The 12360-nt window shown below is 35.7% G+C and carries 12 protein-coding genes; 1 reads left to right on the forward strand and 11 read right to left on the reverse strand.

Translation table 11 applies throughout. The features are described from left to right. Positions 1–28 precede the first annotated feature (28 nt). From QE109_RS01490 to QE109_RS01525, 8 genes are all read right to left on the reverse strand, one after another. Entirely contained in the window at positions 29–289 is a 261-nt protein-coding gene (locus tag QE109_RS01490; RefSeq protein WP_281092595.1) for a hypothetical protein, read from the reverse strand. 110 nt (positions 290–399) lie between these two features. Beyond that, positions 400–873: a hypothetical protein gene (locus QE109_RS01495; RefSeq protein WP_281092596.1), complete on the reverse strand. Its 474-nt coding sequence runs from the start codon at positions 871–873 to the stop codon at positions 400–402. Between the two features lie 164 nt (positions 874–1037). Continuing rightward, positions 1038–2423: a short-chain fatty acid transporter gene (locus QE109_RS01500; RefSeq protein WP_281092597.1), complete on the reverse strand. Its 1386-nt coding sequence runs from the start codon at positions 2421–2423 to the stop codon at positions 1038–1040. A gap of 13 nt (positions 2424–2436) precedes the next feature. Next, on the reverse strand, positions 2437–3381 hold the full coding sequence (locus QE109_RS01505) for a 3-hydroxyacyl-CoA dehydrogenase family protein (protein WP_281092598.1): 945 nt from the start codon (positions 3379–3381) through the stop codon (positions 2437–2439). Between the two features lie 2 nt (positions 3382–3383). Next, positions 3384–4208 carry a beta-keto acid cleavage family enzyme gene (locus QE109_RS01510; RefSeq protein ID WP_281092599.1) on the reverse strand — a complete coding sequence of 275 codons (825 nt, stop codon included), beginning with the start codon at positions 4206–4208 and terminating at the stop codon, positions 3384–3386. 197 nt (positions 4209–4405) lie between these two features. Next, positions 4406–5914 (reverse strand): sigma-54 interaction domain-containing protein, encoded by a 1509-nt coding sequence (locus QE109_RS01515; protein WP_281092600.1) that lies wholly within the window; start codon positions 5912–5914, stop codon positions 4406–4408. 4 nt (positions 5915–5918) lie between these two features. Next, positions 5919–6548 carry a TetR/AcrR family transcriptional regulator gene (locus QE109_RS01520; protein ID WP_281092601.1) on the reverse strand — a complete coding sequence of 210 codons (630 nt, stop codon included), beginning with the start codon at positions 6546–6548 and terminating at the stop codon, positions 5919–5921. 51 nt (positions 6549–6599) lie between these two features. Then, positions 6600–7193 carry a hypothetical protein gene (locus QE109_RS01525; RefSeq protein ID WP_281092602.1) on the reverse strand — a complete coding sequence of 198 codons (594 nt, stop codon included), beginning with the start codon at positions 7191–7193 and terminating at the stop codon, positions 6600–6602. A gap of 290 nt (positions 7194–7483) precedes the next feature. On the opposite strand from QE109_RS01525, the gene QE109_RS01530 reads away from it, so the two are divergent. Further along, complete coding sequence (locus QE109_RS01530; protein WP_281092603.1) at positions 7484–8092, forward strand: ferritin-like domain-containing protein; 609 nt, start codon at positions 7484–7486, stop codon at positions 8090–8092. Between the two features lie 200 nt (positions 8093–8292). Here the strand turns inward: QE109_RS01530 and QE109_RS01535 are convergent, their stop codons facing one another. The 3 genes from QE109_RS01535 to QE109_RS01545 are packed head-to-tail and all read right to left on the reverse strand — an operon-like array spanning position 8293 to position 12259. Next, complete coding sequence (locus tag QE109_RS01535; RefSeq protein WP_281092604.1) at positions 8293–10521, reverse strand: alpha-galactosidase; 2229 nt, start codon at positions 10519–10521, stop codon at positions 8293–8295. Positions 10522–10524: 3 nt separating this feature from the next. Next, positions 10525–11370 (reverse strand): carbohydrate ABC transporter permease, encoded by an 846-nt coding sequence (locus tag QE109_RS01540; RefSeq protein WP_281092605.1) that lies wholly within the window; start codon positions 11368–11370, stop codon positions 10525–10527. A 1-nt stretch (position 11371) separates the two neighbouring features. Then, positions 11372–12259 (reverse strand): carbohydrate ABC transporter permease, encoded by an 888-nt coding sequence (locus QE109_RS01545; RefSeq protein ID WP_281092606.1) that lies wholly within the window; start codon positions 12257–12259, stop codon positions 11372–11374. Between the last annotated feature and the right edge of the window lie 101 nt (positions 12260–12360).

Genomic DNA, 12360 nt, shown 5'->3' on the forward strand with positions numbered 1-12360 from the left:
TATAAAGTATTCAAAAATTTAGTTATGTCTAGTTTAAAGGACTTTGCAGTTGAACAGATAATAACTTTTCTAATTGTTTCACTTCTAAACTTTTAGGTGCTTTTCTCTTTGCTTTTTCTAAATAAGATAAAGCTTTATCTATTTTATTGTTTTCTAAACTAATCATCGCTTTTTTTATAGTATAGGCATCATCAAAGATGAATTCTCTGGTTTTTTTAACACGCTCGATTATAGCCCAAAACTGTAAACTATATTGCCATGAATTTACTGCTTTTTTAGTTTCGATCATAATCCCCTCCTACTCGACTCTAATGGTTACTAACAACATTTTATGTCAACTAGCTTCTTAGAATCAATAGCGTTCTCTCTTAGAGTACATCTGAGATTAACTTTGACCGACTACTTTATCTTCTTAATCGACATCCCCATCATCAAACTTGGTAAAAAGGCACTGATTAGCAATATAATAGGGATATCTCCGTCAATAGATTCAACTATAAAAGTTGCAAAACCAATACATAAAGCATAAACAGACCAAAGATTCAACTTACTAAATACCTCCAATTGTGCAGCTGGATAAACCAATAGCCATAATAAGATACAAAATATGGAGACACTACTCACTGAGACTAGATTTTTTAATAAACTACCCTGATCCTCTAAGAACTTTCTCGCAAAAAAATAATATAAAAAAGATGCTAAAATAGTCAGCACTATTGCTAAAATCACCAGCTTTATCATATGCGACTCATAGGCCTTTACATCTACCCACTCTGTTACACCAAAGTATGACATTTGAATCACATACCCTAAAAAATATGTAAAACAAAGTGCAATATGAAAACATAAACTTTTAAGATTGTTTTTAAGCATCAAATCCCCCTTATTTTGAATTAGTATTGAACAGTGTGATTGCAACTTAACTACATTCACTACTCTAATATTAGCACAAGGTATCTTGATATACATAAAAAAACTCTCAACAACAGTTTCCTATTATTGAGAGTGCAATTCGTTTTAACTTCTTTAGATGTATTTTATCCAAGTATTGCTGGCAAAACCAATAAACCAATCGTTGTAATGATAAACCAGAATAACCAAATAAATGCCATATAACCCCAAACATCTTTAAGTTTCATCTTAACGATTGCAAGAGCTGGAATAACGTATAACGGTTGTAACAAGTTTGTTGCTTCATCACCAAATACAAAGGCATTGATAACGTGTGGTACATTTGCATTAAGCTGTTGAGCAGCTTCCATAAGGATTGGACCTTGAACGATAAATTGGCCACCCTGAGATGGAATAAATAAATTCAAGATAGATGCTGAATAGTAAGAAAGTAACGGTAAAGTATCTGCTGTAGCAATAGAAGTAAAGGCGCCAACAATCTCTTGACCAAGGCCAGAATCCATCATCATACCTGAGATACCACCATAGAATGGAAACTGAATCATTACATCAGTTGCCAGGCTCATGTTGTTTCTATAAGCATTTACAAACTGTGTTGGTGTACTATAGAGGAAAAAGTTTGCAATCAAAAAGATAAAGATTACAAAATTCAAACTCAATGATCCTAAGAAACCTTTTTCCATAATTGTACTTACAATTACGACTAGGCCGCCGAGACCAATTAACCACATAAGGATTCTACTACCATTCATACGATCTGCAAAAGATAATTTTGTCGTATTTTTTTTCTCTACGACTTCCACTTCATCATCAAAACTTTCAAACTCAATTACTTGATCTTTAGGTGGCATAGATAGGATTGTAAGTCCAATCGTTCCAAGCGCTAAGATAAAGAACAAGATTGTATTCATCGGATTATAGACTGAAACATCTTGAGTAATCACACCGATCTGATCTACTAGGAAGTGATCAGGACTTGCAATTAAAGCATATACAGATGCACTTGGTCCCCAACATTGCCCTAAAATCATCGTCGAATAACCAGCTGCTACAAGTATTGGAAAATGAAGTCCTTTCACATTTTTACTAAGCAACATCGCTAGTACAGGAGTAGCGATTGTACCAAATGCCCAGTTCATAAAACTTGAAATATAACCAAAAATCATAAGCAAAATAATTGCAACTATCGGAGATTTAGCCAGTTTTGCAACTTTTGATAAAAAGTTTTTTACTTGTCTTGATCTAGCTGCAACTGAACAAGTAACAACCATAAAAGACATTTGAAATGCAAAACCAATTTGTGACCAAATCCCTTTAAACCATGCATTTAGCATATCAACTGGTGAAAATGCTGTGAAAAGCACACCTGATATAAATAAAATTACCGTTAGAATTAAACAGAACACCAATGGATCTGGTATGATATTTTCAGCAGCAAAGTTAAATCGTTGACTAAAACGCCATAAGAGTGATCCTTTGCTTTTTTCCTTAACATTATTATTTGTAGACATATAAGTTCCCCCATTAAATATATTTTTTGCTTGTCTTTAATTGAGTGATTAGTCTTTTATTAAAATCGTTTTTGCACTGAATGCGCATTTGATCAGTATATTTAAAAAATCCTTCTCCCGATTTCATTCCTAACTTACCTTCTTCAACTTTTTTTCTGAGAATTGGATTAGCTTCTTTACGATTGTCCATATCTTTAAGCAAGTTATCCCCCACGATACACCAAATATCTAAACCGCCCATATCAGCAACTTCTAGTTGTCCTGTCGTCGCGTATCTAAAAGCAGGTCCAAACTTTAGTGCTTTATCGATATCTTCTGGTGTTGCAACCCCTAACTCGATAAGAGAAAATACTTCTCTTGCAACAGCTTGTTGAATTCTATTTGCAACTAAACCTGGGACATCCTTTAAAATTGTAACAACTTGCTTGTCAATGTTCAAGTAAAGCTGCTCAACCTCTTTATAAATTACCTCTGGCATATTTCCGAAGTTGGAAAGTTCCGCGATTGGCATGAGGTGCGCTGGATTATACCAGTGACAGACCATCATCTTAGTCTGTCTCTCAGCCGAAACCGCTGAAATCATTTTATCTAAAGAGAGTGAAGATGTATTTGTCGCGAAAATAGCTTCCGCTTTACAGTAACCATCTAACTCCTTAAATATCTTGCATTTCAGATCAATGTTCTCAGCAACTGCTTCGATAATATAATCAGCATCAATTGTAGCATCCTTCATAGAATCAAACACCTTAATTCTACCAAGAGTAGCAGCAATATCAGCAACATCTATATATGATTGTTCATAGAGAAACGTAAGCTCAGATTCAATTGCTTCCATCATATGTGTACGAATTGTTTCATCGTATTCATATACATTGACACTGTAACCATGAAGCGCAAAACTTTCAGCTATACCATGTCCCATTGTACCGCCACCGAGGACGGCAATATTTTTAATCATCATTAACCCCTTTTAAGTCCTAAGATTTCTCTTGCATCTGCAGGTGTTGCTACCTCATAACCAGCTTCCCTAATCAAGTTAGCGGCTCTAGTAACGAACTGTGCATTTGACTTAGCAAGTTCAGTGGCACTAAACATTACATTATCTTCCATACCAACTCTCACATGGCCACCAAGTGCTAATGTTGCAAGTATAATTGGTACATGACCTTTCCCTATTCCAAGTGCTGACCATGTTGCATTTTGGGGAAGTAAACTTTTAAGATAAACTAAGTTTTCAACCGTTGCAGTACTACCACCCGCTGCGCCAAGCACGAACTGGAAGTGTAACTGATCATCTAAAAACCCTTTTTTCTGATAATAAAGTGCATTGTAGAGCATACCCGCATCAAAAACTTCAATTTCTGGTTTCACACCATTTTCTTTCATAGTAACTGCAAGGGCTTCTAAGAATTTAGGATGGTTGATAAAAAGCGAACTATGCATCCAGTTCATAGAGCCACAATCAAATGAAGCAAGTTCTGGTTTAATAGCTTTAAGATGCGCTTGTCTTGTCTCATCTGTCGCTTCAAGATCTCCTGAAGTCGTTAAGTTAATGACGATATCACACTTTTCTTTGATTAGTCTAACGGTTTCTTCAAACAGTGCTTTGCTCATTGTACCTTTACCAGCATCATCTCTCATATGAAGATGTGCCACAGATGCGCCAGCCTGATAACATGCATAAACATCTTCTGCAATTTCTTTTGGTGTCATTGGCACATTGGGGTTATTGTCCTTTGTTGGCCATGCCCCTGTAGGTGCCACTGTAATAATTCTTTTCTTCATAAAATTCTCCTTTCTCATTCCTTAACTACTATATATGCAACGACCGTGCCAACTGTATAAAACAAGCTATATCAACAAACATCTGTTATAACACAAGAAAACACCTATAACTTAAGTTATAGGTGTTTTGTTTGAAACGATTGCTACATGGACTTTTCAAAACTTATTCCATTCGTTATGCATGGATATAACAAATGTTATACACGATCACATTTGATTTGATATTTTTTACACTTTTTAGATAAACCTGGTTGGGATAATCCCAAAACTTTTGCTGCCTTGTTAATTGAACCGTATCTTTCAAGTGCCTCAAATATCATTTGCTTTTCTATTTGTTCAATCGCATTTTTAAGATTACCTTCTGATGAAACTGTTCTTCGATCCTTCATGTCTAAGTGCAATAAATTGCTTAAGAACTGTTCTTGAACGATAGGCTCATGATGTATCACAACAATTCGCTCAAACACGTTTTCAATTTCACGAATATTTCCTGGCCAATGATAGGCAGTCAAAAGAGTCTCTGCACTGGTATCTAACAAGAGTTTCTTACCGTATTTTTTGTTGTATCGCTCTAAAAAAGTTCTCGCAAACAAGATTATATCTTCTTTACGTTCTCTAAGTGGTTTTAAATAAATAGGGATAACATTTAGACGATAATAGAGATCTTCTCGAAAACGACCTAGTTTCATTTCTTCATGCAAGTCTTTGTTAGTAGAAGCAATAATTCTAACATCTAATTTTATTGGGACAGATCCACCAATTCTAACAATTTCCATACTCTGCAAGACTCTAAGCAATTTACTTTGTAGTTTTAAAGACATATCTCCAATTTCATCTAACAAGAGTGTGCCTGTATGAGCGAGCTCAAACAGACCTATTTTACCTGATTTATTTGCATCAGTAAATGCACCTTTTTCATACCCAAAAAGTTCTGATTCCAGTAGCTCAGCTGGTATAGCTGCACAATTGATTTTGATAAAAGGCTTATCACTTCTTTTACTGTTTTTATAAATTTCATCTGCAATGATTTCTTTACCCGTTCCAGATTCACCGGTTATTAGTACCGTTACATCTGTTGGGGCAACTGCATGCATCACTTCAAAGACCATTTTCATCTCATGATCTTTACTTATTACCACTTCACTAGACAATTGTTTCCGTAAAAACTTCACCTCTTCATCGACCCTATCTTTATCGACTTTTAGTTGCGACATCTCATTCTCAAGCGCCCTGAGTTCTGTGATATCGCGATTGTTAATCACAACCATTCTCACATTTCCATGCTCATCTAAAAGTGGTGAACCCGTAACAAGATGCTCACGATTTGTAAGTAGGCTCTTTCCAATAGAACTGACACGACTTTTTGATGCAATTACTTTCATCGTTACTGCACCTTTAAAAAGCTTTCCTTCTTCAGTTATATCCTTTACTGTACGGCCAATAATCAGACTTTTATCGATACCCGTAATTCTCGAATATGCTTCGTTAACAAAGACTGTTCGACCTTCACCATCAGCGATATAGATGCCATCAAATAGATGATCACTGACTTCTCTGAAATCAAGATAGTCTGTCATCAGTTCATCATAAAGTTTCTGATAAGTGAGTATATCTTGATTCATCAGCTCTTTTTCACCTAATACACAATGACTTTTAATTGAATCCACCACTGCTTTTAAAGCTATAATTTTCTCTTTATCAGTCATATGATTACCTATCCCCTTTATGGGAAAATCCCTTCTTTAGAAATTCCACATAAAGCTTTAGATTTTTCATATTAAATTCAAGATCTGTCACTTCATCGAAGATTGAATCATAATGCATAAACTGATAAGCAAGTACTTTAATGATAAATTCTTTATCGAAATGGTGATCTAATTCATGGTTTTCATATGCTGCATCAATCATTTGCCTCATTAAAGCTTCGCTATTTCCGCCTAAATAGGCTATCGCCTTTGTGTAAATCGGATGATTTTTCTCTTTTGATAACCTCAAACTCAGTTGGTAGTATTGAGGATACCTTTTAGCAAATTCATATCCAAGTTCAGCTTGGTATATAAATTTATCAAAGAGATTCATTTTAGCAAATTGCTCTTGATCTTTTCCTGAGTTCTCATTAATAAAGGTCCATTTTACATTTGCGCTATTTTCTAGTAAATAGAGATATAACGCCTCCTTATTTTCAAAATGGTAATAAAAAGTTCCTTTGCTGATTTGTGCATTTTTGATGATGTTATTCAATGAAGCTTTTTCATAATCTGTCTGAATAAATTCATCAAGTGCTGCTTTTATTAATTCGTCCTTGCGTTCAAATGATTTTAATTTTTCGATCTTTTTCATATACTATCACTCCATTAAAACGCAAGGACAAAAATATCACTTCAATAGTTGCTATTGCGCTTTTCTTTTTTCAGCTCGTTTAAATCCATAATAAACGACTGCGATGCAAATGACAAGCCCCCCTATGGCTGGAACAAGGATAGACGCACCATCATTTCCCGCTTCAGTAATACTCCATAAGATTTTTGCAAACGCTATAACGACAAGTACAAATATACCCCATTTGAGGTTGCGCTTCCAAAGTGCCGCACATAGAAATCCCATAGTAAGTGGCACCATTGAACTAACTAAGATTTTGCCGAGTGTCCATGTGGAAGTCAAATAGTCCTTTTCTACATTAAGGAATCCTTTTACCTGCTCATTTACCTCTGATGGTACAGGAAACCAAGCCATGCTGGTTAATAACAAAAAGATCGTCACTGAAATGCCCATCGGATTGCGTTTATACGCAAAGTAGCAAAACGGAATCAGCGAGAGTGGTCTAAGCCACCAGCTTAAAACATTTTGATGCCTTAAAAAAGTCCAGTCGAAAAATGACTTGCTACTTGCCATTAGGATGATAAACACTAGTGAAAGTAATCCAAATCCAATTGCTATCATTTTATTTTGTTTTGAAATTCCGCTTTTGTTTTTTAAAAATTCCATTTTATTCTCCTCTCAGAATAACAATTTTACAAATAATCGAGAGCATGTAGCCCTTATTTTTTCTATAGACCAAGTGGTCTATAAAATCAATTTAACACTTTTCCTTCACTTCGTCAAGTATTTAATCGTTCATAAGTTGCACTTATTTTTTCTGATAGTTGCCACTTCTTCATCATATTCTCATCACATACTCAAGTTATGATAAGAACATCAAATGAAACACACATTGACAATCAATCAAATAATATGAATAAGTAATCATGAGAGACATGATTCCAAGGAGGAAAATTATGAATAACAAGAGAAATCTAAAAAACAGCTTTACAAAAACAATGGCAATGGGCTTTATCGCATTAACACTAATCACAGGTACAGTAGCAGGAAGTACACTAACCTACGCATCCGATCTTCCTTTAACAGGATCTGCTGCAGCATTTGCTGATAAAGAATATACACTTGAAGAAATGCTTATCTATGCAATACAAGATGAATATGCAGCTCAAGCTGAATATGATGCCATCATCAAAACTTTTGATACCTCAAAACCATATACAAATATCATCAAAGCTGAAGGTACCCATATTGATCTACTTTTACCACTCTTTGATACTTACGGATATGAAGTTCCTGCTGATACTGCTGCTAAAAACGTCGTTATACCAGCTACTTTAACTGAAACTTATCCCATCGGCGTTGAAGCTGAGATCAACAACATCGCAATGTATGAAGCGTTCCTAAAACAAGATTTACCAGCAGATGTTGCAAAAGTTTTCACTTATCTTCAAAATGCATCTGAAAATCATCTTTCCGCTTTTGAAAAACAAGTAGACCGTAACACAACAACAAATACAAATGCAAAAACAAATACAAGAGGATTCTCTGGCAGAGGTCGCTGGTAGTCAAAAAACTAAAACCTGCTTTCAAGGACGCACATCGTTACTTGAAAGCAGGTTTTTTATTTCTATTTTTTTTTATATTTATTTATATTTTTTTTTGGATTATTCAATGGTAATCATGAGAAAACCAGTGCTATTTGCTTATTCATAGCATATCAATAGCTTAAGCCTATTTTAACATGGGCATACTGAAAAGTTAAACGTTAAGAAACTTTTTTGATGATCCAAATCCTCGATTGATAATCACCCATCGCATCTCCTGAGGTTTCAATACCGTTAAACGATGGTTTTAATAACAATCCGAAATTCATCAAAACACAACCTTGATAAGGCATATCGAATCCGCTGATTTCATAGAAAGCATCTTTATTAAGTCCCTTGAGTTTAAGGGTAAATGCACCTTGATTTGGCACTGCTAAACTTTGATACCACGCAACTATCGCTGTAGCTTGATCTTTTGCCACCACTTGCCATGCAGTTGTATTTTGATCCCCATCAAATGGGCTTACTAACCTATAAAAATCACCACTATGAATGAGCGTGCGATGTTCCTTGTAGAATTTAATTTGGTCAATCATTTGATTTTTTTCAAAGTCACTCATCTCAGACACATTGAGTTCATAGCCAAATGCACCGAAATAAGCGACATCACCACGCATCTTAAGTGACGTTTCTCTTTTGAGTTGATGGTTTGGGATGGCAGAAACATGCGCTCCCATAGTCTGCAGAGGATACAACATCGATGTCCCATACTGTATTTTAAGTCGCTCTACTGCATCAGAATTATCACTGGTCCACGCCAGAGGTGCATAATATAAAAGCCCAAGGTCAAAGCGGCCTCCCCCAGCGGCACAAGATTCAATGAGTATTTCAGGGTATCTATCTGTCAAGCGCTCATAGAGCTGATACACACCCAATATATAGCGATGCATTAGTTCACCTTGTTGGTGTTGTGATAAATAGCTTGAATAAGCCTCTGTAATATTTCGGTTCATATCCCATTTGATATAGTCAATCTTGGCATCGTCAATCACTGCGATTAACTGCTCAAATATATGCTCGACAACTAAAGGGTTAGCATAATCAAGTACATACTGATTTCTACCATGCGATCTATTTCGTCTGGGATCTCCTAATACCCACTGAGGATGATTACTAAAAATGGGGACATCTCCATTGATCATCTCTGGTTCTATCCACAGTCCAAATTTTAGTCCCAACTCGTGGATTTTATGAGAGAGTCCTTTGATGCCATTTGGAAGTTTGTCCATGTTCACACGCCAATCGCCTAAACCTTTTCGATCGCTATCTCGTGTGCTAAACCAACCATCGTCAAGGACAAACATCTCGATACCAATTTCTTTTGATTTCGATGCAATATCAAGCAGTTTTTCTTCGTCAAAATCAAAATAAGTGGCTTCCCAATTGTTGATGAGCACTGGTTTTTCAATTTCCCTAAAGCGTTCTGGAATAATGTGATTTAGTACTAGATCATGAAAACTTTGACTCATGCCATTTAACCCTTGGTCGCTATAAGTTAAAATTGCTTCCGGTGTGTGGAATGTTTCTTGGCTTTGTAGTATCCACTCAAATCGGTGCGGATTAATCCCACAAGTGAGTCTTAATTTACGGTCTGAGTCCACTTCGCACTGAATTTTAAAATTGCCACTGTAAACAAGTGCACACCCATAAACTTCTCCTTTAAACTCATCAGTGCCGGGTCTTGGTAGTGCCACAAAGGGATTGTGCGTGGCACTTGAAGCACCCTTTTTACTCTCAATTGATTGAATGCCCCGATGTAGTGGAAAACGTTCAATATGCCTCTCTCTTATCCAATCACCATGTAAGTGAAGGAAGTCAAACTCTCCATCCATTAAATCCAAACTCAAGCTCTGCATATTGTTGATTTTAATAGACTGATCACCTAAGTTTGTAAGCGCAGCATGTCTGGCTATAACTGAGAGATTTCTAAAAATAGTATAGTAAAGAGTCAGTCTTGCGCCAAGTACCTCATCTTCTAAGTTAATTTCAAGTGTTAACGACTCATCGTCTTTAGCCCTAGTCGTTGGTAGTCCTGGTATCACAGGCTTATCCTTTTGAATTTTATGAGATACATATTTAAAATCATTCACATTTGAGCCTGTAGGGTCGGTTAATTCTATCGCAGGTACGCGATAATCTGTTGTACCATAAACAGGATATTCAAGACGCTCATGTGAAAGTGAAAAATTAAAATCACCTTCATAGACATAATTTGTTAAACCTCGGTTTTGATCTATTCTAAAATGAGACTGTTTTAGATCATCAGCTAATGACTTTCCAAAATAAAAATGACCTAAATGTCCATTTCGCAAAATACCCATTACATAGCTGATCTTCTCATTTTTAATGTGAATTATTTTTTCTGAAGCGATAAAATTTATTGCAAACATACTTTATCCTTTCACCGCTCCACCAACAGTAATGGCTTTTTCTACTTGATTGCTAAAGAGCGTGTATACAAAAACAGTTGGTATACTTGCGATGACCATGGTTGCTCCCATTGCTCCCCAGTCAGTAGTGAATTGACCTTGGAAGAACAAGATACCCAGAGGTAGCGTTTTTAAATTCTGATCTAGTACCAAAACATTGGCAAGAATAAACTCGTTCCATGCATTTAAAAATGTGAAAATTGATAAAGTCGCAATAGCAGGCGTTACAGTTGGCACTATTACTTTGAAAAATGTTTGAAAAATATTTGCGCCATCTATACAAGCCGCTTCTTCAAGTTCTATAGGAAGACCTACAAAGAAACCGTAAAATACCAGTGTTGAAAAAGATAGATTAAAAGCAGTATAGGGTATAATCAGTGCCCAGTGGCTACCTGATAAACCTAAGGTTTGAACCATTCTCGTCACTGGTATCAATACCGCTTGTACTGGTATAAACATACCTAATGCAACATAAGTTCTCACGAAGTTTCTACCTTTCCATCTCATGCGACTGGTTGCATAGGAAAACATCATCGCAAGTGTGATGGTGATAACCACTGTTGCAGTTGCTACAATCAAACTATTCATAAAATATTTTGGTACATTATATTGTGACCATGCATTGATATAATTTTCAAACCTAAATACTTTAGGTAACCCATATGGATTACTCACAAAGATCTCGTCATTGTTCTTAAATGAGTAAAGCACCATCCATACAAGTGGATATAGTGAGATAAATGCATAAAACCATAAGAATCCTTTGAAAAACCACGAGGATAATTTAATTTTTTTTAATTTAGGTCTCATACTATTCACCTCCTACAGTGGGTTCAGATTTAAAGACAAAGTTAATTACCAAAATTGCCATCAAACATTCAAGTACAAGTATAGCCGCTGCAGCAAGTCCATAACCAAACTCGTTACTTCTAAATGCTGAAGAATACATCATATATGTCAAAGTATATGATGACGTTCCCGGACCTCCACTTGTCATTATAAACATTTCAGTGAATGCCTTGATACCACCTGTTACAGAGATCAACAAGCAAAATTTATACGTTTCTTTCAAAAGTGGCATAGTGATTTTCATATGCGCCTGAACGGGTGTCGCACCATCTATTTGAGCAGCTTCATAAAAAGATGTCGGGATGGATTTAATTCCAGCTAAAATCAATGCGAATTGATAGCCCATCCACTGCCAAGCATTTACAATAGCAATAGCATAGATGGCATGCTTGCGATCCGCCAACCAATTTTGTCGATAATCTAAGCCTATCGTTTCAAAAAAACGATTTAACAAACCATAATCAGAGTTGTAGATTGATAACCACAATTGACAGACTACAGTAACTGATAGAACAACAGGTATAAAATAAGCAATTCTAAAAAAATTGCGGCCTTTCATCTTTAGTGTTGACACAGCGATTGCTAAAACAGTTGCCATTAATAATTGAAAAACAGTAATAATTGCAGCAAAAATAAAACCATTCTTGTTACTTAAGAAAAATAATTTATCATCAAAAAGACGTAAAAAGTTATCGAAAGCGATAAAAGACCCCGAGCCAAGACCATTCCATTTAAAAAGGCTCTTATAAAAAACTTGCGTTATTGGATAAAAAACCATTAAGCTAAAAATAATCAAAGTAGGCAACGTAAAAACGAGAATTGCCAATTTGTTGCCAAAAAATTTTTTCAAAGTATCATTCCTTTCTCGCCATAGTGAAAATCCTCATGTGTTCATCTTGAAGATTTTGCTTCATAGAATCGTTTCTTAAAAAAGAGGCTGTCTCCTCATAA

This window comes from Fusibacter bizertensis (genome assembly GCF_029914245.1).
GTDB classification, from domain to species: Bacteria; Bacillota; Clostridia; order Peptostreptococcales; family Acidaminobacteraceae; genus Fusibacter_C; species Fusibacter_C bizertensis.

What these genes read in the sequence shown, in the direction of transcription:
- QE109_RS01490 (WP_281092595.1), bottom strand. Translation starts at nt 289, where the DNA reads ATGATCGAAACTAAAAAAGCAGTAAATTCATGGCAATATAGTTTACAG.
- QE109_RS01495 (WP_281092596.1), bottom strand. Translation starts at nt 873, where the DNA reads ATGCTTAAAAACAATCTTAAAAGTTTATGTTTTCATATTGCACTTTGT.
- QE109_RS01500 (WP_281092597.1), bottom strand. Translation starts at nt 2,423, where the DNA reads ATGTCTACAAATAATAATGTTAAGGAAAAAAGCAAAGGATCACTCTTA.
- QE109_RS01505 (WP_281092598.1), bottom strand. Translation starts at nt 3,381, where the DNA reads ATGATTAAAAATATTGCCGTCCTCGGTGGCGGTACAATGGGACATGGT.
- QE109_RS01510 (WP_281092599.1), bottom strand. Translation starts at nt 4,208, where the DNA reads ATGAAGAAAAGAATTATTACAGTGGCACCTACAGGGGCATGGCCAACA.
- QE109_RS01515 (WP_281092600.1), bottom strand. Translation starts at nt 5,914, where the DNA reads ATGACTGATAAAGAGAAAATTATAGCTTTAAAAGCAGTGGTGGATTCA.
- QE109_RS01520 (WP_281092601.1), bottom strand. Translation starts at nt 6,548, where the DNA reads ATGAAAAAGATCGAAAAATTAAAATCATTTGAACGCAAGGACGAATTA.
- QE109_RS01525 (WP_281092602.1), bottom strand. Translation starts at nt 7,193, where the DNA reads ATGGAATTTTTAAAAAACAAAAGCGGAATTTCAAAACAAAATAAAATG.
- QE109_RS01530 (WP_281092603.1), top strand. Translation starts at nt 7,484, where the DNA reads ATGAATAACAAGAGAAATCTAAAAAACAGCTTTACAAAAACAATGGCA.
- QE109_RS01535 (WP_281092604.1), bottom strand. Translation starts at nt 10,521, where the DNA reads ATGTTTGCAATAAATTTTATCGCTTCAGAAAAAATAATTCACATTAAA.
- QE109_RS01540 (WP_281092605.1), bottom strand. Translation starts at nt 11,370, where the DNA reads ATGAGACCTAAATTAAAAAAAATTAAATTATCCTCGTGGTTTTTCAAA.